This is a genomic window from Pseudaquabacterium pictum (genome assembly GCF_005403045.1).
GTDB lineage: Bacteria > Pseudomonadota > Gammaproteobacteria > Burkholderiales > Burkholderiaceae_C > Pseudaquabacterium > Pseudaquabacterium pictum.
The window spans coordinates 631,688-650,476 of record NZ_BJCL01000001.1; the positions used below are offsets into that span (position 1 = coordinate 631,688).

Here is an 18,789-nt window from a genome sequence, read left to right on the forward strand (position 1 = left end):
TCCGCGTGTGCGATCAGCCCGGCACGCAGCTGCGCGTAAAAAACTGGCGGTCTTTCAGCCCCCGCTGCACCTGGTCGCGCAGCCAGCGTCGGCGCGGGTCGTTGAACGCATCACGCGCCGCGGCGGGGCTGTAGGGCTGCGCCGCGCCACGCCAGCCCAGGGTGCAGGCCACCAGCAGCTCCAGCTCGTCCAGCTCGTCTTCCTCGGGGTCGGTCACCTGCAGCTCGCCCGTCTGCGCCAGCTGGGCCCGCATGCGGCGCTGGCGGGCCAGCACGATGCGGCGGCGCACCGGGTGCTCAGGCCCGGCCAGCTGCACCACCATGGTGGTGGGCGCGCCGGTGATGGGGTGCTTGATGCGCAGATCAGCCGCCTCGGCATCCTCGAACGCCAGGATGTCGAAAGGCTCGGCCGCTGCGTCGGTACTGGGTTGGGTTGTGGGGTTGCTGGCCATGGGTGGGTGCGGTTGGTGGGTTGGTTGCGTTGGTGGGCCGCTGGGTGGGCGCGATCAGGGCGCGGCCGAGTCCTGCACGACGACGGTGCTCAGCTCGTTGGCCACGCCCGAGCCGCCGGTCAGCGGCAGCAGCGCGGTGAAGGGCAGCGTCTGCACGATGCCCTGCTCCCCGTCGCTCTTGCTGGCGCCGCCCAGCTTCACCCGCGGCAGGGTGATGCCCACGAAGTCGCTGGCCGCGGAGTTGTCCGAGGTCAGCACCACGATCAGCTCCACCTCGGTCTCGTTGATGAAGGCATCGCGCAGCGTGGCGTCTTCGAAGTAGGCGGTGGCCTGACCGCTGGCGGTGATGCGGCCCGGGAAGCGCGTGGGAATGGTGTTGCTGCCCACCACCGGGTCACCGCTGCGCGGGCTGTCGATGCTGATGGACAGGCCGGTCAGCAGGGCCACCGCCACGCCGCCCAGCAGCACCACGCCATTGACGGCCGCGCAGATGCCGGTGGTGCTGGCCGCGCTGGGGCTCGTGAAGTAGCGGCTGGTGGCGGTGGTGACGTTCTGCCCCACCACCGGGATGCTGATGGTGGCCATGCCGGTGGGCGGCAGGCCGATATCCACCTTGGTGGGCTGCACGCCGGTGAACAGCTCGTTCTGCGTCACGTCGGCAAACCAGTGCTCCAGGCTGTAGCTGACGTTGGTGTGGCCGGTGGTGGGCGCAAACGTGTCTTTGCCTACCACGGTGCAGGTGGAGCTGGCGATGGGGCCTTCAGCCGCCAAGGCGCTGCCGTTCAGCACGCGCACGGTCAGCACGGTGGCGGTCATCGACTGGATCAGCAGGTTCTTCGCCGTGTTGGCCACGTTCAAGCCGCCGCCCGAGAGGCGCACCACCTTGCCGCGCTTGAAGCCGTCGGCCAGCCAGTCGCCGGCCGCACGGGTGATGGTGTAGGTGGGGCCGCTGCCGGCAATGGTGAGGCTCAGGCTGCTGGCGGTAGCGCCTGCAGTGAAGTCCCGACGCAGCACGGCCGAGATCTCATCGGCATAGGTGCCGGGCGACAGCTCGCCGCTGAGCGTGCCTTCCACGCTGCGCACGCCGTGGCGGAAGTCGGCCACCTGCTGGTCAGGCCGGATCTCGTTGCTCTGGTACGTCTGCTTGGTCAGCGACACATCGGAGGTGACGCGCCGCAGCAGCTTGGCGCCGCTGGCGCCGGCTGCCGTGCCGTAGGTGGTTTCGCGCTTGCGGGCCAGCTGCTTGAAGACGCCGGATGCTTGGGGCATGGTGGGCTCCTGATCGGATGGGGGTGGTGGTGGGCGGTGGGGCTACGACTCGTGCACCACCAGAAAGTCCAGCGGCTGGTGAATCAGGCCCATGCCGGGGTCCACCAGGTCGGGGCCTGCCACATCGGGCAGGATGGCAATGACGGCACCGCCGCCGATGGCGCCGCGCTGGAACTGCAGCGCCGCGGTGACTGCATCGCGCAGCGCCTTCACCATCGGGTAAGTGGCGGCCTGCACGTTGACCTGGATGCGGCTTTGCGTGGGGTGCGTGGCGGCCTGCGCATCCAGCCGGCCCAGGCGCACGCTGCTGATGTGCTCGATGGTCAGCGCCGGCAGCGGCTGCCCCTCTGGCAGCTGGCCTGGGAAGATGCGCGTGCCCACCAGCGCGGTGACGGCAGGCGCGGCGGCCAGCAGGCTGTACACGGCGGCCTCGGCGCTCATTCGTCACCGTCCTGCAGCGGTGCGGGCACGGTGAGCCCGTGGCGGCTGGCCAGGCGCTGCCGGATGTACTCGGCCGTGGCTTGCACAGCTTCCTGCGCCTTGGCGTCCAGCGCCGGTCGCATGAAGGGGCGCGCCTTGGCGCCCGGGTGGTGCACCTTGCTCACGCCGATGGCCAGCAGCTTGCCCTGGCGCGCGCGGATGATGTGGGCCTTGGTGCCGTACTCCACCAGGCGGGCGTACCACGGGCGCTTGTCGCGCTTGCTGGGGCCGGCCTTCACGGCTGCGGTGACCGTGCCGCGCCTCACGCTGGTACTGATGCGGATGCTGGCCCGCAGGGCGCCGGTGGCGTCGGCGAAGGCCGCCGTGCCTTGCGCCTCGGCCAGCAGCACCTTGGCGCCGTTGCGCAGCGCAGCGCGCATGATGTTGCGCTCGATTTGCGCGGGCAGCTGGTCCAGCGCGGCCTGCAGCTCGGCCAGGCCCTTGACCTTGGTGGTGTCACTGCTCATGGGCCCACTCCTGGCAAGACAGTTCCAGGAACTCCCTGCGGCCCAGCTCGGCCACGCCGGTGATCTGCAGCAGCCGGGCCCCATGGCGCACGCGGTGGCGGGTGGTCACGTCGCCGCGCCAGCGCATGCGCACCTTGGTGGGCCGCACATAGGCGGCCACCGCGGCGGTCTGGCCGGGGTTGCTGCCGGGCTCGGCGCTGCTTTCCAGCACCTGGGCCCACACGGTGGCCAGGGTGGCCCAGGTCAGCACCTGGGCGCCGAAGGTGCCGTCCTTGCTGGCGGTGGCGGCCTCAATCACGACCTGGCGGTCAAGCTGGCCGGCGCTGAGCTGCAATGCCATGGCTCAGGCCCACACTTTCTCTGCATCCAGCAGGCGGTCGACAAAGCGGCCCGGCAGCACGGCCACCCGGCCGCTGGCGTCCAGCGCCTCACGCTGCGAGTACAGCGCGGCCAGCGTCACCAGCAGCCACTGGCGTACCGCCGCAGGCACGCTGGCTGCCGTGGCGCCATAACCTGCGGTGAAGCGGATGCGCACCGCATTCACCACGCTGGCGGTGGCTGGCCAGCTGGTGTCGGCAGCCGGCAGCAGCCAGCCGGGCAAGGTCGCAGCATCCAGCGTGTAGGCGCCGGGGTCCAGGGTCTGCAGCGCACCGGCCACGTCCAGGTACTTGACACTGGTAATGGCCAGCGCTTTGCCACGGCCCAGGCTGATCTCGCCGGCCGGGAAGGCATCCAGCGTCAGCTCCCAGGCCTGCTCCAGCAGGGCGCGGCCCAGCTCGTGTTCAGCCGCTTCGCGCGCGGCTTGGATGTACAGGTTCAGCAGCGCATCTTCGGTCGTGTCGCCGGCGGTGATGCGGCACTGCAGCCGCGCCTCTTCCAGGCTGATGGGCTCGGTGGTGGGCGGTGTGATCAGTGTGAGTGTCATGGTCGTACCGTCATTGCGCCGGGCGGCGGCCGGTCGCGGTGGTGGGACGCGCACCGGCAGCGAGTGCCGCCGGTCGATCAGCCAGGTGGGCCAACGGTCGTGTGTGCTGCGCCTGCTGAGCTGGGCGGATGTCAGCCTGCCGCGCGGGCTTGCTGCGCGCCGACAGACTGCCGAACACCACCGCGGCACCGGTTTGGATCTGCAGGGCGCCCAAACCAGGGGCGGCCTGCACGGCCGGCACCAGGATCTGCGCGCCACCGGCCGCTGCCAGCAAGCCGACCGTGGGCGATGCTGCGCAGCCTGGCAGGGCGATCACTGCGGCCGATCCAGTCAGCGCCTGCAGCACGCCCACGGCAGGCTCTGCTGCAGCACCGACCAGCAGCCGCGCTGCACCGGCACCGCCTGCCACCACCCCAACGGCGGCGGTGGCCAGCAGGCCGGGCACGAGGATCTGCGCTGCGCCTGTGGCTTGCAAAGCACCAGCGGCTGGAGAGGCCGGGACGCCGGCCAGGGTCGCCACCGCCATGCCGCCACCCTCGGCAGCCAGCGCGCCGACTGCAGGCGCAGCCGCAGCGCCGACCAGGCTGGCGACAGCTGACGCGTCTGCCGGGGCGAACAGCAGATCGCCGGCCACAGCCGGCCCGGCGCTAGCTGGGCCAGCCGGCACCAGCGGCACCTGCCCACGGTAGCGGGGCCGGCGAAGCAGGCTGGTGATGGCGTTGACCTGGCCGTTGATGGGCATGCTCAGCCTTGCGTGTAGACCAGACTGCCGGTGATCTGGCCCGCAGCCGTCGTCTGCGGGATGAACAGCAGGAACGGCACGGTGTTGTCGTACAGCCTGGGCAGCCCCGCAGTCAGCGCATCGACCGCGTTTGGCACGCCGGATGCGGACAGCTCAAGCGCAGCCAGCACCCGGTACGCGACCAGGGAGACGCTGCCGCTGGTCATCGAAACGCCGAGCGTCACGGACTGGATGCTTTGCACGCCGACATCACCAGCCTGAAGGCCGAGGCGGTAGAACATGCCCAGCGCCGAGCTGGCCGCGTAGGCGTCAACGGTGGTGCTTGTCTTGCCAGACACGCCTGCGCTGTTCGTGTAAGAAATGCTGGGTGTTGCAGCGCCCACACCCGTGGCGGCTGAGATCTCCAGGCCGATGAGCACGCCGTCGCCATCGATGGCGCCGTTCTTGTCCCGAGCCGGCCAGGCCACGCTGTTGACGGTCTGCGCCGTTGTCGTCGTGACGCTGATGCCGCTGTTGTGCCACAGCCGGTCGCACAGCAGCAGCATGCCGGACTGCGACGAGCAGGCGCCGCTGAAGCGCGCCAGGTGCGTGTTGCCGCTGGCTGCAGGAAACGGGATCTGGCCGGCGTAGCTGGTCAGCGCGGCGCCGGCAATGCCTGGCGCAGGCGCAACGGCCGCGCCGGGATAGCCGCCCAGGTAGAACGGGCTGAAGGGGCGCCCAGCCGCCAGCGTCGGGCTGGTGCCCTTGGCAAAGAATTCGGGCGGCCGCATGCCAGCCAGAGCGCCGTCCAGTGTGGTGATCGCCACGACGTCAGACCCTGATCAGGCCAGCTGCAGCCGTGGCTGCCGGCAGGTTGATGTCGAACGGGCCTGCAGTGCTGGTGATGGTGCCGCCGAAGCTGAACACCGCCACCGCGCGATTGCTGCGGCTGCTGTTGTAGAGGATCGCGCCGTCGGCGCTGATCGTGGTGCCGGTCAGCGCGGCGGGTTCGGTGAAGGTCAGCACCGCGGTGCCGCTGTCCAGGGTGACCGTGAAGCCCGCCAGCGTGATGCCGTTGACCGAGTTGTAGTCGCCACTCACCGCCACCGCATCGGTGCCCAAGTTGCTGGTGCTGGGCGTGCCGGTGCCTGGCGTGCCCACGTTGGTGGTGCTTGCCCCGTAGTTGCCGGCGTGCCCTGCCTTGATCAGCACCAGCCGGTAGGCATCGGCAGCGGTGTGCGGAGACATCGCCAGCAGCTCCTGGCGGAAGCTGGCGCACATTGCGGTGGTGACGGCCATTTAGGAGGGGCTTTCTTGGGTGTACCGGCAGGGGATGGGATCAGGCCATCGCAGCGTACACAGCAGCCGCGCCCGCTGCCGTGCCAGCCTCGTTGATATGCACACCGTCGCCGCTGTCATAGGCCGCCGCGATGTAGCCGGTTGTGTCACACACAATGCCAGCAAAGTCGGCCACCAGCAGTTGCCCGCGCAAAGCAAGGATGCGGTTGTTCTGCGCCTGGAGGATTGCCAGTTCTGCGCCACTGTAGGAGTCACGCGGCGGCACCGTCAGCAGCACGGGGGTGACGTTGTTGCGCCGGCAATGCTCCACCAGCGCCATACAGCGGGCGAAGCTCGCCTGCATGTTTGCCGCCGTCATCGAGTCATTGACCGATAGAGCTGGGATCAGCAGGTAAGTGGGTTGCAATGCCGTCACCAGCGCGAGGCCAGTTTGATAACTGGCATCGTGGCCTTGGCCGGTCACTGCGGTGGAAATTGGCGTCCAGCGCAGGCCGGCAGCGCGGGCCAGTGCAGACACACGCTCGGCTTGCGACCGATAACCAGTGGTCGTGGTGCTGCTGATCTGGCCACGGATGCGGGAATCGCCGATGTCCGCAACCACCGTCCACGTTTGTTCATACAGAAACTGCACTCCGTAGGGGATCAACGAAGTGCCAGCAGGCAAGGGCTGCGATGCGCTCACCGTTGTGACTTCATCGCCCGGCCGCTGCCGCCCGCCCACCCGATAGCCCGGCGCCGCCAGCAGTTCCGTCGCCATCGTGGCGCTGGTCAGCATCTGCGTGTAGGTGCCCGCGTAATGGGTCAGCGTCTGCAAAAGTGGCTGCTCAGTCGGGAAATCGGTGCGCGCCACGGAAGGCTGCATGATCCAGTCCGACAGCGTGAAAGCCGGCACACCATCGGCCGCTGCCCCGCTGCCGGCCGCTTCAACAACCGTTGTTGCGCCGCCGAAGGTCACGCTGGCAACGCTGCCCAGGGTGTTTGAAACCTGCTGGTCGGTCGCCGCGCCGCCAGCCTTTGCCAGCGTGATCGTTTGGGCGATACCCTTGTTGGCGTACACCAGCCTGTACCCGTAGTACGGGCCGAGCGCCTGATGCTGCCGGATCAGGGTCTGGTTGCTTGTGCTGCCGTTTGCCGATGCGCCCAGCCCAAACGCGCCCGCAGCCGTTGCCAGTGATTGATTCCGAGCCCCTGACACCAGGGCTTGGGTTTGCTCCACCTGCGCCTCAGTCAGCGTCGCCGGCTGCGGGTTGTCGACCGGCACAATCCAGTTGGCCGCAGCCGCTGTCGCAATGGCCTGCTTTGCAGCGATCAGCCCCGCCTCGGTTGCCGCGTCAAACAGCCCGACAACCACCCCGGCAGGGATGGTGTATCGGCCCAGCGAGTACGGGGTCAGCATCTGGATGGTCATGGCGGGGCTTTCGTCAGGCTGTCAGCGCGCTGTGGCGCCGTTGATGTCGGTGGGGCTGGTGCGCTGGTCAGGCGCTGGGCGGCGCCGCGTCCTCAGCGGCCTGTGCAGCGGCTGCTTCAGCTTCGGCGCGCAGCTCGCTGGCAGGCCGCTGCACCTTGGCTTGCTGACTCAGCGCATAGGTCACGGCCGCCTCGTGGTCGTCCACGATGCCCTGGCCCTTCAGCGTGCCGATCAGATCAGGCGCCGCCTGCACCAGGTGACCGGCCAGCAGGTCTTCGCCTGGCATGTCGCACAGCACCAGGGCCATGGCCAGGCCCGCCATCTGCAGCTGCGCCGCGTTCTTCTTGCTCATGGGTTGCTTCTCCAGTGGTCTGTGAAGGGGCCGCTGCTGCATTGACAGGCGCCGGCACCAGGCCAGGCGCCTATCTCAACAGCAGTTCGCGTCAGGTCGCCGAGTTGGCGTAGTACTTGACGGTGGCGCCGCTCACGTCGACCAGATTGCCGCCCATGCGCTGGAAGGCCACGAAGCCCACCTGGCCGGCGCGGGTGAACGCGCTGTCGGTCATGCGGAAGATGGTCAGGTCCATCACGCGGCGGATCTTGTACTTCTTGAAGGCGCCGAATGCGATGCTCTTGGCGTTGGCCGCCATGCTGGCCATGTCCTGGTTGATGAAGATGGCCCGGTTCAGCAACCGGTCAGGCGCGCCGCCAGGGTTGCCCTGCTCGTAGCCGGGCACGAAGATCGGCCGGCCATTGCTGTCCTTGATCTTGCGCACCACCTTCAGGCTGCTGTCGTTCATCATGAAACCGACGCCAGGCAGCGCGCGGTAGGCCGGGTCGACAGAGTGCTCCAGATCGATCAGGTCGTCGTAGGTGACCGTCAGCGTCTGGCCGGTGGTACCGGTCTTGCCCAGCGCCGCCGCAGGAATGACGCCGCGCGGCTGGCCCGTTCCAGTGCCCACGGTGGCGTGCGTGTTCAGGATGCGACCCAGACGCGTGGCCAGCAGCTCCTGGATGAACGCTTCGATGTCCAGAAACGAGTCCTGGATCAGCTCCCACGGGATGGCGATGTCGTTGCTGGTGTACTTGTAGGCATCGACCGCCACGTTGCCAAACACGGTGTCGACACGGCTGACCGTGGTGTTCTGGCCGACGATGGCGCCCACTTCGCTGGTGGCATCGCTGGTGGGAAAGTTCATCGTCGCACCGCTGGCGGTGTTGATGATGTCGGCCGCCTGCAGCATGCCGCCGTAGGCCTTCATGGCCTGCTCCAGCGCACGGTTGTACTCGGTGGCAACGGTGAAGCCGCCTTCCGTGGTGGTGGTGGTGCTCATCGCGGCGCGGATGTCGGGCGTGACGCGGGCGTTGTGTTCCGCCAGCTGCTCCGGGCTCAGGCCCTGCAGGCCGCCGCGGAAGTAGGCCTTCAGGGCATGCGCGTGCTCGCTGTGCTTGGCGGGGTCGCGGGTGGCGCCTTCACGCACACGGTCCAGCAGGTTGTCGGTCTGCTCGGCGGCGAGCTTGGCCATGCGCGCCTCGCGGGCAATGTCGTTGTCGATGGCCTCGATCTCAGCCAGCAGCGCGTCGAGCGCTGATGCTTCAGCAGCGGGCATGCGCTGGTCAGCCGGGAAGCGGGCGTTCAGGGCGTTGGCTTCTTGGGCCTTGGCGGTGCGACGCTCGCGCAGTTGAGCGAGTTTGCTCATGGTGTTTCCTTTTCAGGTGGTGGTGGTTGGCCGCTCAGGCGGCGGCCGGGCTCGGTTGCGCGAGGGCGCTACGCGATTCGGTGAGCGCCAGCACCTGCAGACGCTGCTGCTGGCGGGCGCGGTGGTCGGTGGTGGCCGTGGGCTGCGGTGCCGGTGCAGCAGCGGGCGGCGTCTGCTCTGCCGCCGGCGCCGGGGCAGAGCCTTTGCCGGGCGCATGGGCGTAGGCGCTTAGGTTCCAGGCGGCCTTGGCTGACTGGTCGGCCTTGTCAGCTTCCGCCAGGCGGTCGGCAAAGCCTGCGGCCACCGCCTCGTCAGCGGTGAACCAGGTTTCAGCCGCCATCCAGCTCGCTACCTGCTCAGGCTTCTGCTTGGTGCGGTCGGCATAGGTCTGCACCAGCGTGCCGTCGATCTTGTCCAGCAGGTCGGCCGTGGCCTTCAGATCGGCTGCGTTGCCGTAGGCAAACGTCCAGGCGTTGTGGATCATGAACAGCGCGCCCTTGGCCATCACGATCTCATCGCCGGCCATGGAAATGAACGTGGCTGCGCTGGCCGCCAGGCCGTCGATGTGCACCACGATTCGGGCGCTGTGCTCACGCAGCGCCTGCTCAATGGCACGGGCCGCAAACACGCTGCCGCCGGGGCTGTTGATGCGCAGGTGGATGGTGCTGGCAGTGATGCCGCGCAGCTCCTGGATGAACCCCAGCGGTGCCACGCCCCCCCAGTACTCAGCCTCCAGCTGGTCGTCGACGATGGCGTCATACAGCAGGATCTCGGCCTCGTCATCGGCCAGCGCACGCACGGCGAACTGGCGCAACGGGGCTTGCCGGTTGTCGGCCAGCAGCTTAAGCAGTCGGTGTGGCATCGCTGCCTCCCAGGTTGATGGTGTCGCCGCCGTCGATCGGCGGTTGGTTGTCGATGCGGCGCACCTCGTTGGGCGTCATCCAGCCGGGCTCACCAGCGCGGCCCAGGGCGATGCGGAACGACTCGTACCGGCTCTTCAGGTCGCCGCGCACCAGCGCGTCGGTGATGTGCTCGACAAAGTAGCGCTGGCGAACCGGCCACAACTTGCGGTTGAACTCTTGCGCCAGCGGCGTCAGGTGCCGCTGCAGCGTGTACCGCACGAACCCGATGCCCTGCTGCTCGATGCCGGTGCCCCAGCTGGTGCTCTTGTCGGTGTGGCCCACCATGTGCGGCGGCACGCCAAAGATGCGGCAGATCTCTTCCACGCTGAACAGCCGCGTGGCCAGGATCTCGGCGTCTTTCGAGTTGACGCTGAGCTGCGCAGGCTGTAAGCCGCCAGTCAGGATCAGCGGCCCACGGGCGTTACCTTGCAGCCGCGCGCGCAGACTGTCCTTCAGATCGTCCAGCTGATCCTTGTTCAGCTTGCCTTCGGTCTTCAGCGCGTAGTCGAACGTGGCGCCCTGGCTGAAGAACCGGGCGCTGTACTGCTCGGCAGCAATGCTGGTGCCGATGGCCTCGCGGGCGGCGTAGGTGATCGGGCTGGGGCTGTTCAGCCCGTCGAAGCCCAGACTGGGCAGGTGCACCACATCGGCGGCGTCCAGCACCAGCTGCGGGCCCTTGCTGGGCTGGTACCGGTAGTACACCGTACCTTCGGTGTCTTCAAACGGTTGCACGCGCATCGGGTGCAGCGGCTCCCAGCCGATGACGCGGCTGCTGGCAAAGCCCGGCCGCAGCAGGCGGGCGAAGCCGTCGCCATAGAACAGCTTGCCACTGATCAGCGCTTCCCACGCACTGGCGCTGGTGGCCTTGTCGTGGGCCTGCTCATTCAGCATCCACCAGTAGTCGTGCTGCGCGCGCTTGCGGGTGTCGCCGTCGCGTTCAAACACCGCAAACGGCAGCGTGCTGATGGTGCCCGCCAGCAGGCTGACGCAGGCGTACACCGTGGCCACGCGCATAGCGGTGTCGGGGGTCACCGCCACGCCCGATGCAGTCAGGTTCACCAGGCCCAGCACCGACGACAGCTCGTTTGCCGTCAGGTTGGTGGTGGTGGCGTTCTCAGCCCGCGGGGCCGAAATCAAGCCGGCTCGCTGGGCGGCGCCGTCACGCGACGCCAGCCAGCTCATCAGGGTGCCGGCTTCGTGCCGCCGCGCGTTCAGGTCAAGAAGCTGTGCGCTCATGCCAGGTCCAGTGTGATGATCTGAGGCACAACGTCCTCGTCAGCCCCAGCGCTGGCCATGGCTCGGCCTACGGCCAGGATGGTTGCCACCGCGGCGTCGATCTTCTTTTCGGCGCTGGCCTTGCGCGGGAAGATGTTGTCGTTGCGGTCGGGCTGCACTTCCACGTTGCTGAACATCCACACCGTGGCCAGGTTGCCGTCGTGGTGGAAACGACCGTCCTCGATCAGGGCGTTGATCTCCTTCATCGGCTCGGACAGGTGGCGCACTGTCATGGGCACATCCACCACGGTGAAGCCTTCGGCCTGCAGCTGCGGCGCGATCTCGCGGGAGCCCCAGGCGTCCATGCCGATCTCAGCCACCACATGCAGCTCGGCGTCAGCCAAGATGCTGTCGCTGATGTGGCCAAGGTCGATCATGTTGCCGCTGGTCTCGGTCAACATGCCCTGCACCACCCAGCCCTTGTAGTGGCCGTTCTCAGGCCTTTGCACACAGGCCTGCGGCAGGTAGTTGCGCGTGAACAGGTAGGTGTGAACGCGTCCGTCGTCCAGGCGGCGGCGAAAGATCTTGGCCTTGGTGGCAATGTCGGTCTTGCTGGCCAGGTCGGTGCCGATCCAGCAGGTCTCGCCGCGGAAGTCTTCCTCACGCAGCGTGGTGTCGCCGCAGGCCTGCAGCTTGGCGATGTCCACCCACGGGTTGCCGCTGTTGACCCACACGTTCAGGTGCTTGGTTTTGAAGATGGCCTGCTTGCGCGGGTCGTTGATCGCCTCGCGCTGGGCTGCCTCCAGGAACTCGCCGCTGACGCTGACGCCGAAGTTGGGGTTGGCCTTGCGCAGCACCGCTGGGTCGGTCCAGTCGTCCTCGGCGTCGATGCCGAAGATGATCCCCCAGCGGGTCTCGTCGACGGTCACGCCCTGCAAGATCTTCTGCAGCTCCACCTGGTGCGTGTACGCCGGCCCGCCAATGTTGTTGCCGGCGGTCGTGATCACCAGCAGCAGCGGCTGGCTGCGCGCGCCCATGCCGGTCCACATGGTGTCGTACAGCTCGCTGGTGGCGTGCTCGTGGTACTCGTCGACGATCGCGCAGCTGGGCGACGCACCATCGCCAGGCTTGCCGATCAGCGGCTCGAAGCGGCTGTTGGTCTCGATGACCGCCAGGTTGCTGGCGTTGGCCAGCACGCCGTAGTGGCTGCGGAAAGCTGCGTTCATCTTTGCCATCAGCTGCGCCGGGCGGAACACCTCGTGCGCCTGGTCGCGGCTGGTCGCACCGCTGTAGACCTCAGCGCCGTGTTCCCCGTCGGCGGCAAGCATGAAGTTGCCGATGCCAGCGGCCTTGGTCGACTTGGCGTTCTTGCGCGGCACGTACAGGTCGGCCTTCAAGAACCGGCGCTTCAGCGTGCCTTGCTTGATCCAGCCGAAGATGCTGCCCACCACAAAGACCTGCCACGGCTCCAGCCTCACCAGCTCTTTGCGCGCCGCCCAGTCGCCCTTGATGTGCGGCATCAGCTCAATGAACCCGCAGGCGCGGTCGGCGGGACGGTAGGTCTTGCCCTTCGTGTCCTTCAGCTCGGGGTTCCACAGGTACGGGAAGTCAGGCGTGCCAGCGCGCGCCAGGTCGCGCATGTGGCGCTGGGCAGCCAGCTGCACCCACTTGCACGCAGGGATGCGGCCATCCAGCACGTCCTGCGCGTACCGGGTGGCGATGGCGGCGTAGTCCTTCATGGCCTTACAGCGCACCAAAGCCTTGCGGCTTCTGGTCGTCGTCCGCGCCGTGGCCAACCCAGTCGGCCTGGCGGTTGTTGCTCATTGACACCCGGCCCCGGTGCACCGGGCTCAGCCCGAACTCGGCCGCGAACTGCTTGACCTGCTCCATTGCCTTGTTGCGGATCACCCAGTGCGGGCTGTAGATCACGTGGCCATTGGGCGAGGGGTAGGTGTACCCGTCGCCGCCCACCCAGGGCTTGCCTTCGGCCTCAGCAGCGGCCCGGCCGGCCGCAGCCGCAGCCACAGCCAGCTGCAGTTGCTTGTCGGCCCACACCCAGGTGGCGTAGGCCTGGCAGTACAGCGCCAGGGCGGCGCGGTCCAGCTTGCTGATCAGCCCGTACCGCTCCAGCTCGGGGGTGATGCGCCGCCACTCGGCCTTGGCCTCAGGCAGCAGGTGCCCCGGGCAGTTGGGGATCTCGACAACCGGCTGCAGCTCGTCCATCAGCTGCGACAGGGGCAGCTTCGACGGGTTGCCCCGCAGGGCATGCACGTTCGAAGGCAACGACTTGGGCCCGCGCGTGCCGGTCATGATCGACCCCCAACCGCAACTGGGGGTACCCCCCCGGTCAAAACTCCCGCGCGAAAAAATTTGGCTACCTGGTCGGTCCTGTCGGGGATCGGGCCAGAGATCTGACCCCCCCCGGGGGTGCCGCGCGTCTCTGCCTGGGTCTTGGCACGGTGCGCTGCCTTGCAGATGGTCTGCAGGTTGTCCAGGTCGTCGGTGCCGCCTTGCGCCTTGGGCAGCCGGTGGTCGACCTCGGTGCCCTGGTGCACAGCGCCTGACAGCTTCAGGCAGTGCTGGCAGATGCCGGCATCGCGGCGCAGCACTTGCACACGCAGGCGATCCCAGGCGGCGCCATAGCCACGCTCGTGGCGGGTGCCCCGGGTGCGGTCGCCGAAGCTGCCACGCCGGGCCTTGTGGTCCTGGCAGCGCGTGCCGCCGCCCACCACAAGGGCGCGGCATCCGGGTTCACTGCAGGGCTTGGGGCAGGCCAGGGGCATAAAGACGAAAACCCCGGTGGCTTGCGCCAACGGGGTTTCACAGTGGATGGCCGCTGTTCAGGCGGCCGGTGTTTTGCAGACATCGCGATTCTATGAATCACGCGGAGATATTCAATGCCACCAAGCACATTCCCCAACCACTCTCTTTCTTTCCTCGGTGAAGGGTGAGGGGGGGAATGGGCGCGCGCGTGCGTTACGGGTGTGTCCCGCGGTTGTCCCGCGCTAAGTGCTTGTCGTTACTTGTGTTCCGCCTGTTACGGGGTTTCGCGCATACGGGAAGCACTATCCACCGTGGAGGCGGTGGTTACTGTGTCTGTGCACGGTATGTGCGCACGCACGGGAGAATGGCGGAACAGGCGGAACACAAGTAACCACAACAACTTAGCGCGGAATATCGGCGGGATATGGGCGCAACAGCCCGGCAGATGCGTGGTCATTGCGCGTCGTCGTCCAGGCCACCAGGCCGGCGGCAGAAGCGGTGCAGGTCAGCCTCGAAGGTCTTCACCGCATCGCAGGCCCACTCGCCCTCGCTCACGCCGTTCAACGGTCCGGTGCCGTCAGGCAGCCAGCAGCGCACTGTCTTGCGAGTCAGGGTGACGGCATCCTTCAACGCCACCTGCTTGTAGTGCAGCTTGGGCTGGCCCAGCTTGCCCTCGGCGTTGCGCCTCACCCGCTCATTGACGAAGCGCTTCACCTCGCTGGTGAAGCCGGCCTGGTCAGGCGGCCACTTGGCGCCGGTCAGGTCGCACCAGCGGCGGAAGGCACGGTACAGCTGCTCGGCGCTGCACACGCGCACAGGCAGCTCCAGCAGGCCCTCCATCCACTCGTACACGAAGCGCACGGCGGGCTTCCACCCGGCCTCGATCAAGTCTTCCTTGGCCCGCGTCATCAGCGGCTTGGCATGGGCGTCGAAGTCGCCCACCGGGTAGTGCTGCAGGTAGTACAGCCACTTGGCCAGGCCGCCATTGCGCTTGAAGTCGCGCACTGCCTCGTACAGCGCAGCGTCGGCCTCCAGCGGGGTGTACACCACCAGGAAGCGCCGGTCGCGTTCCTCCAGCGCCAGGGGCTGCGACTCGTTGGACAGGAACACCACGTTGGCGTGGTTGCTCTCCCACCGCGTGGCCTGCTGGATGTCGCGGATGGGGAACTTGTCCTGCTGGGTGACGACCATCTTGAGCCGGTTCTTGTTGTGGTACATCTCCTGGCGGGAGACAACTTCGTCACCAAGGATAGCCATCTTGCGGCTGATCCAGCCGTTGAACTTGTCTTCCAGCTCGGTCTGCCCCACGGTCACGCCGTAGTCGCCGAACAGATCGCGCCACATGTCCCAGTACAGGTTCTTGCCTGTGCCCTGGGCCCCGTGCATCACGATGGCGGTCTGCATCTTGGTGCCCAGGCGCTGCAGCGGCACCGCCTGCCAGCACAGCACCCAGTGCATCACCGCGTCCACATCATCGGCCGGCGTCTGGCTCTCGCTGCACAGATGGCGCAGCAGCCGCAGCATGGGCTGCACGTCAGCGTCCGTGCACTCCACGGGCTCCAGCTCCAGCCCGGCGAACATGTTGATCTGCGGCTCGGGCACCTTGACGCCGGGCTCGAACACCAGATCCACCGGCCGCACCATCTGCCGCACCGGCGCCGGCCGGCTGAGCCACAGGTTCACCGCCGTCTTGCCGAAGGCCAGGCGCATGGCCGCGATCTTCACCAGCATCAGCTCCACGCGGTCCCAGGCCGTGTCGGTGCTGTAGATCAGCACGAAGCGCTGGCACATCACCTCCACCAGCTCCCAGGTCTCGGGCGGGATCTTGCGGCCCGGCCGGCCGCCGCCATCACCACCGCCATCCCCGCCGGCATCGTCGTCCGCCGTGCCGGCGGGTGCTTGATCGGTGGCGCCCTCCCCCGGGCCGTGCGCGCGGGGGCGCGCCGCTTGAACAGGCAGGGGAACCACGTTGCCGCCATGCTGCGCCTCATCGGGCAGCGGCGGGTCATCGCCCAGCGGGCCGGGCTTGGCCTGGTCGACATCGCCCGGCTGATCAGGCCCAGCCGGCGGGGCACCGTGGGGGGCGGGGGTGGGTGGGGGTGGGGGTGGGGGCGCGACCGATGGTGCTGCAGCCGCCGGCCGCGGGGCCCGGCGGGTAGCCAGCGGCGCCAGCTCCACGCCCACGGCGCGGGCCAGCCAGTGCAACGCATCCTTGGGCGCGGCCATCCCGGGCAGCCACTGCAGCACCACGTCGATGGGGCTCTTGGCCTCTTCCTCGCCGAAGTCATAGATGCCGCTGGGCAGCAGCTGCAGATCCTCCTGCAGATCACGCCCCAGCGCCTTGCTGGTGACGCGGTAGCCATCGGCCCAGGCCCGCGCGCCGGGCAGCGCACTGGGCACCCAGCGCGCCAGGGCCTGCAGCGCCGCATCGTTGACCAGGCGGAAGTCATCACGCGCAGATCCGCCTGCAGGTGCAGGCGCAGGTGTACGCCGCGGGGCCGGCGGGGCCGCAGCGCGGGCTGCCGCGCGGGCCGCCTCACGCGCGGCATCACGCTCGATCTTCTCGGCCTCGTTGGCTGCCTCCACCAGCTGGCGCATGCGCTCCAGCACCTCGGGCTTGGCATCGGCCACCGGCAGGCGCTCGCCCACCGGGCGGCCCGTGCACGTGAAGTACTGGCTGCCGCAGTACACCTCCAGCCCGATGCGGTCTGACTTGAACTTGGGCGTGGCGCCACGCAGGATGATGTGCACCCCGGTGCCGCTCACGCTGGTCTCGGCGTAGCTGGCGCAGCTGGCCAGCAGCTCGGCGCACAGCGCCGACATCTCGCCCGTGTCACGATCGACAGCGCCGTCAATGTCCACACCGATCAGCCCATCACCCGGCAGGAAGGCGAAGCCCACGCCGGCCCAGGCCGGGCTGCTGTTGAACACCTGCAGCGCCTGCTGCAGCGGCACCAGGTGCGCACGGTCCAGCTCGGCGCCCTGCTCCACCTGCGGCTGCTCAGCCGTGGGCACGCCGTCCTTCGGCTTGCCATGCGGCCAGCCCCGCAGCTTGCCGCTGGCGTAGAACGGCACCTTGGCCGGCTTGGCCGCGCCGGGCTTGTCCACCAGCTTCCACAGCAGCCACTGCGGCTGATCGGCCATGTCGGCCGGCATGGCCTGCAGGCGCTGCACCAGATCCGCCCGCTCTGCCAGCACCGCGGCACGCAGCGCGGCACTGCTGGGCTTGGCCGGCGCCGTCAACGCATTCCCCCCGGTGCCCTGCCCTGGCGGCGCAGCGTGGACAGCCGGCGCTCATGGTCGGCACGGCAGTCTTCGTCGCAGTACTTGGCCGTGGGCAGGCAGCGCGCCTGGCAGTTGCCGCACACGCCAGCCGGTGCCGTGTGCACCGGGCGGCGGGCAGCGGCCAGCGCGGCAGCGGTGAACTGGGCTTCACGCGCAGTGGCCATGTCGTCGGCGCTCAGCCGCTCACCGTGGCTGATAGCTTCATCCGACAACGCATCGGGGGCGGCTGTTGAATCAGCCCGGTCGGTGCCGGGCTGTGGGGTGAGTGTCGAAGGTGTCACGGTGGGCAAAAGGCATGCGCGCAGGCGCAGCCGGTTTGATCAGTTGAGTGGATTCACGCGCCGGCCTAACAGGCGCAAGCTGCGGCCATGCACACCACCGCCGCCCATGAAAAAGCCGCCCAGGCTTTCACCCGGGCGGCGAACACGTGCACCGTGCACGTGGGAGACAAAGGGTGGCCGCCCGGCCTGCGGCTGTACGCTTGGGTTTCCACACACCAAACGCCACAGGAGGGCGACCATGGACAAACTACCTGTCAACGCGCAGACGCTGAACGCCATGTTCAACGTGATGGCCGGGATCGTCTTCGCCACTGTGCGCCAGCTGCCCGCGGACAGGCAGGCAGCCTTTGCGCAAGACCTGGCCGGCTTAGCCAAGAACGCCGAAAAGCGCGGCGAGACGACAGAAGAGATGTTCTTCATCGATCTGCATGCGCTGGCTCGGGTGGCGCCAGATCGTCCGCAAACCTGAAGCGCCGCGACACCATCGCATCCCAACAGGCCAGCATGTGCTGGCGGTCCCGCTGGGCGCGCAGTCCATGGCCCCAGCCGTGGAAGTCAGGCGCCCGCTTGGCAATTGCCTCGCGCCGCTTGCGGCACAACACGTGGTTCACGCTACTACGCAGCATCTTTCGTCTCCTGGGGGTTGGGCTGGCGGGTCACATCGATCAGCGGGCGGCCGGCGGGGTGCCAGGGCCAGTCGGGGTCGGGCACGCGATGCCAGGCGACATCGGGGCGCAGCTGCTCGCAGGTGGCCTTGCCCTCGCTGCCGCGCTCGATGGCCGCGCAACGCTCAGACGGGATGCCGCGCTTGCGCCAGCCCGTGACAGACGGCGGCGCCACACCCGCCATGCGGGCCACGGCCACCGTGCCGCCGATCTGGTCTATGTCGTAGGTCATGCGAACACTTTAACGCAAGCGAAAGTGTTTATGCAACCATCGCTAAATTAGTGCGGCCTAAAGTCTCGCCATGGACATCCGCGAAATTCGCCGCCAGAACCTCCATCGCTTGGTGGGCGAGTTCGACATGAAAAAGAGCTTGGCCAAGCGAATCCACAAGGCCCCCTCTCAAGTTAGTCAATGGCTTAAGGGGTATCGCAGCATCGAAGAAGACAGCGCGCGCCACATTGAGCAAATGCTGCGCAAACCGGAGCGCTGGATGGACGTTCAGCACCTGGATGCCGCCACAGCACTGGTCGAAAGCACACCCGCCGAGGCCGGGGGTATAGCTCACAAACTGAGCCTGCCAACCGAAACAGTCGCTCCCACTGTCCCATGGGAGCAACTGAAGATGGAACCCCGACAACTTCCGGCCGAGTTCTACGTGGTCTTGCCAGACGATGCGATGGCACCCGTAGCACCGGCCGGCACCAAGGTGAAGTTCGACACCCGCCGCAAGGCTCAGCCCGGTGATGCCGTGCTGGTGGCTGGCCCGCAGGGTGAGCCGTTCTTCCGAGAGATGCGGGCGCTGCTGGGCGGTGCCTGGGAAGCGCACCCCAGCAACAAGGCCTACCCCGTGCTGCACAGCGAGCAGCACGCGCTGGTGGTGCTGGGCGTGTTCGTGGGCATTGACCGGCCCTGGTCAGCCCTTGCACGTTGACACCGCGCGCCCGGCGCTACCGGGCA

At 68.0% G+C, this 18,789-nt stretch carries 22 protein-coding genes; 2 read left to right on the forward strand and 20 right to left on the reverse strand.

Annotated elements, in window-relative coordinates; genetic code table 11:
- Positions 1-13: 13 nt before the first annotated feature.
- From FFT10_RS02825 to FFT10_RS02915, 19 genes are all read right to left on the reverse strand, one after another.
- Complete coding sequence (locus tag FFT10_RS02825; RefSeq protein WP_137731236.1) at positions 14-451, reverse strand: hypothetical protein; 438 nt, start codon at positions 449-451, stop codon at positions 14-16.
- A gap of 54 nt (positions 452-505) precedes the next feature.
- Positions 506-1,720 (reverse strand): phage tail tube protein, encoded by a 1,215-nt coding sequence (locus FFT10_RS02830; protein WP_137731237.1) that lies wholly within the window; start codon positions 1,718-1,720, stop codon positions 506-508.
- Between the two features lie 42 nt (positions 1,721-1,762).
- Positions 1,763-2,161, reverse strand: coding sequence for a DUF3168 domain-containing protein (locus FFT10_RS02835; protein WP_137731238.1), 399 nt, complete (start codon positions 2,159-2,161; stop codon positions 1,763-1,765).
- Entirely contained in the window at positions 2,158-2,667 is a 510-nt protein-coding gene (locus FFT10_RS02840) for an HK97-gp10 family putative phage morphogenesis protein (protein WP_162520680.1), read from the reverse strand. Before FFT10_RS02840 ends, FFT10_RS02835 begins: the two co-directional genes overlap by 4 nt.
- Complete coding sequence (locus FFT10_RS02845) at positions 2,657-3,007, reverse strand: head-tail adaptor protein (RefSeq protein WP_137731240.1); 351 nt, start codon at positions 3,005-3,007, stop codon at positions 2,657-2,659. Before FFT10_RS02845 ends, FFT10_RS02840 begins: the two co-directional genes overlap by 11 nt.
- A gap of 3 nt (positions 3,008-3,010) precedes the next feature.
- Positions 3,011-3,592 carry a head-tail connector protein gene (locus FFT10_RS02850; RefSeq protein WP_137731241.1) on the reverse strand — a complete coding sequence of 194 codons (582 nt, stop codon included), beginning with the start codon at positions 3,590-3,592 and terminating at the stop codon, positions 3,011-3,013.
- A 10-nt stretch (positions 3,593-3,602) separates the two neighbouring features.
- Positions 3,603-4,334, reverse strand: a complete 732-nt coding sequence (locus tag FFT10_RS02855; RefSeq protein WP_137731242.1) for a hypothetical protein — start codon at positions 4,332-4,334, stop codon at positions 3,603-3,605.
- A 2-nt stretch (positions 4,335-4,336) separates the two neighbouring features.
- Positions 4,337-5,140: a hypothetical protein gene (locus tag FFT10_RS02860; protein WP_137731243.1), complete on the reverse strand. Its 804-nt coding sequence runs from the start codon at positions 5,138-5,140 to the stop codon at positions 4,337-4,339.
- 4 nt (positions 5,141-5,144) lie between these two features.
- Positions 5,145-5,612 carry a hypothetical protein gene (locus FFT10_RS02865; protein ID WP_137731244.1) on the reverse strand — a complete coding sequence of 156 codons (468 nt, stop codon included), beginning with the start codon at positions 5,610-5,612 and terminating at the stop codon, positions 5,145-5,147.
- Positions 5,613-5,652: 40 nt separating this feature from the next.
- A complete protein-coding gene (locus FFT10_RS02870) occupies positions 5,653-7,020 on the reverse strand; it encodes an SGNH/GDSL hydrolase family protein (RefSeq protein ID WP_137731245.1) in 1,368 nt (455 codons plus the stop codon).
- 67 nt (positions 7,021-7,087) lie between these two features.
- Positions 7,088-7,372, reverse strand: a complete 285-nt coding sequence (locus tag FFT10_RS02875) for a hypothetical protein (RefSeq protein ID WP_137731246.1) — start codon at positions 7,370-7,372, stop codon at positions 7,088-7,090.
- 91 nt (positions 7,373-7,463) lie between these two features.
- Positions 7,464-8,720 carry a phage major capsid protein gene (locus FFT10_RS02880; RefSeq protein ID WP_137731247.1) on the reverse strand — a complete coding sequence of 419 codons (1,257 nt, stop codon included), beginning with the start codon at positions 8,718-8,720 and terminating at the stop codon, positions 7,464-7,466.
- Between the two features lie 34 nt (positions 8,721-8,754).
- The gene (locus tag FFT10_RS02885) at positions 8,755-9,582 is read right to left on the reverse strand and encodes a head maturation protease, ClpP-related (RefSeq protein ID WP_137731248.1); all 828 of its coding nucleotides are present in this window, start codon (positions 9,580-9,582) and stop codon (positions 8,755-8,757) included.
- A complete protein-coding gene (locus FFT10_RS02890) occupies positions 9,563-10,858 on the reverse strand; it encodes a phage portal protein (RefSeq protein ID WP_228026919.1) in 1,296 nt (431 codons plus the stop codon). The genes FFT10_RS02885 and FFT10_RS02890 overlap by 20 nt, the downstream gene beginning before the upstream one ends.
- A complete protein-coding gene (locus FFT10_RS02895; RefSeq protein WP_137731249.1) occupies positions 10,855-12,576 on the reverse strand; it encodes a terminase large subunit in 1,722 nt (573 codons plus the stop codon). The genes FFT10_RS02890 and FFT10_RS02895 overlap by 4 nt, the downstream gene beginning before the upstream one ends.
- 4 nt (positions 12,577-12,580) lie before the next feature.
- Positions 12,581-13,147: a P27 family phage terminase small subunit gene (locus tag FFT10_RS02900; RefSeq protein ID WP_137731250.1), complete on the reverse strand. Its 567-nt coding sequence runs from the start codon at positions 13,145-13,147 to the stop codon at positions 12,581-12,583.
- On the reverse strand, positions 13,144-13,650 hold the full coding sequence (locus FFT10_RS02905) for an HNH endonuclease (RefSeq protein WP_228026920.1): 507 nt from the start codon (positions 13,648-13,650) through the stop codon (positions 13,144-13,146). The genes FFT10_RS02900 and FFT10_RS02905 overlap by 4 nt, the downstream gene beginning before the upstream one ends.
- Before the next feature lie 403 nt (positions 13,651-14,053).
- A complete protein-coding gene (locus FFT10_RS02910; RefSeq protein WP_137731251.1) occupies positions 14,054-16,843 on the reverse strand; it encodes a DUF5906 domain-containing protein in 2,790 nt (929 codons plus the stop codon).
- Positions 16,840-17,049 (reverse strand): hypothetical protein, encoded by a 210-nt coding sequence (locus FFT10_RS02915; protein ID WP_137731252.1) that lies wholly within the window; start codon positions 17,047-17,049, stop codon positions 16,840-16,842. The genes FFT10_RS02910 and FFT10_RS02915 overlap by 4 nt, the downstream gene beginning before the upstream one ends.
- A 355-nt stretch (positions 17,050-17,404) precedes the next feature.
- Between FFT10_RS02915 and FFT10_RS02920 the strand changes: the two genes are divergently transcribed.
- Complete coding sequence (locus FFT10_RS02920; RefSeq protein ID WP_137731253.1) at positions 17,405-17,635, forward strand: hypothetical protein; 231 nt, start codon at positions 17,405-17,407, stop codon at positions 17,633-17,635.
- 146 nt (positions 17,636-17,781) lie between these two features.
- Here the strand turns inward: FFT10_RS02920 and FFT10_RS02925 are convergent, their stop codons facing one another.
- Positions 17,782-18,063, reverse strand: a complete 282-nt coding sequence (locus FFT10_RS02925; RefSeq protein ID WP_137731254.1) for a YdaS family helix-turn-helix protein — start codon at positions 18,061-18,063, stop codon at positions 17,782-17,784.
- A gap of 70 nt (positions 18,064-18,133) precedes the next feature.
- On the opposite strand from FFT10_RS02925, the gene FFT10_RS02930 reads away from it, so the two are divergent.
- The gene (locus FFT10_RS02930; protein WP_137731255.1) at positions 18,134-18,763 is read left to right on the forward strand and encodes a S24 family peptidase; all 630 of its coding nucleotides are present in this window, start codon (positions 18,134-18,136) and stop codon (positions 18,761-18,763) included.
- Positions 18,764-18,789 lie beyond the last annotated feature (26 nt).

Coding starts and splice junctions, on each gene's coding strand:
- FFT10_RS02830 (WP_137731237.1), bottom strand. CDS start 1,720: ATGCCCCAAGCATCCGGCGTCTTCAAGCAGCTGGCCCGCAAGCGCGAA.
- FFT10_RS02895 (WP_137731249.1), bottom strand. CDS start 12,576: ATGAAGGACTACGCCGCCATCGCCACCCGGTACGCGCAGGACGTGCTG.
- FFT10_RS02855 (WP_137731242.1), bottom strand. CDS start 4,334: ATGCCCATCAACGGCCAGGTCAACGCCATCACCAGCCTGCTTCGCCGG.
- FFT10_RS02900 (WP_137731250.1), bottom strand. CDS start 13,147: ATGACCGGCACGCGCGGGCCCAAGTCGTTGCCTTCGAACGTGCATGCC.
- FFT10_RS02840 (WP_162520680.1), bottom strand. CDS start 2,667: ATGAGCAGTGACACCACCAAGGTCAAGGGCCTGGCCGAGCTGCAGGCC.
- FFT10_RS02875 (WP_137731246.1), bottom strand. CDS start 7,372: ATGAGCAAGAAGAACGCGGCGCAGCTGCAGATGGCGGGCCTGGCCATG.
- FFT10_RS02890 (WP_228026919.1), bottom strand. CDS start 10,858: ATGAGCGCACAGCTTCTTGACCTGAACGCGCGGCGGCACGAAGCCGGC.
- FFT10_RS02925 (WP_137731254.1), bottom strand. CDS start 18,063: ATGACCTACGACATAGACCAGATCGGCGGCACGGTGGCCGTGGCCCGC.
- FFT10_RS02870 (WP_137731245.1), bottom strand. CDS start 7,020: ATGACCATCCAGATGCTGACCCCGTACTCGCTGGGCCGATACACCATC.
- FFT10_RS02885 (WP_137731248.1), bottom strand. CDS start 9,582: ATGCCACACCGACTGCTTAAGCTGCTGGCCGACAACCGGCAAGCCCCG.
- FFT10_RS02930 (WP_137731255.1), top strand. CDS start 18,134: ATGGACATCCGCGAAATTCGCCGCCAGAACCTCCATCGCTTGGTGGGC.
- FFT10_RS02880 (WP_137731247.1), bottom strand. CDS start 8,720: ATGAGCAAACTCGCTCAACTGCGCGAGCGTCGCACCGCCAAGGCCCAA.
- FFT10_RS02865 (WP_137731244.1), bottom strand. CDS start 5,612: ATGGCCGTCACCACCGCAATGTGCGCCAGCTTCCGCCAGGAGCTGCTG.
- FFT10_RS02850 (WP_137731241.1), bottom strand. CDS start 3,592: ATGACACTCACACTGATCACACCGCCCACCACCGAGCCCATCAGCCTG.
- FFT10_RS02915 (WP_137731252.1), bottom strand. CDS start 17,049: ATGGCCACTGCGCGTGAAGCCCAGTTCACCGCTGCCGCGCTGGCCGCT.
- FFT10_RS02920 (WP_137731253.1), top strand. CDS start 17,405: ATGGACAAACTACCTGTCAACGCGCAGACGCTGAACGCCATGTTCAAC.
- FFT10_RS02835 (WP_137731238.1), bottom strand. CDS start 2,161: ATGAGCGCCGAGGCCGCCGTGTACAGCCTGCTGGCCGCCGCGCCTGCC.
- FFT10_RS02825 (WP_137731236.1), bottom strand. CDS start 451: ATGGCCAGCAACCCCACAACCCAACCCAGTACCGACGCAGCGGCCGAG.
- FFT10_RS02845 (WP_137731240.1), bottom strand. CDS start 3,007: ATGGCATTGCAGCTCAGCGCCGGCCAGCTTGACCGCCAGGTCGTGATT.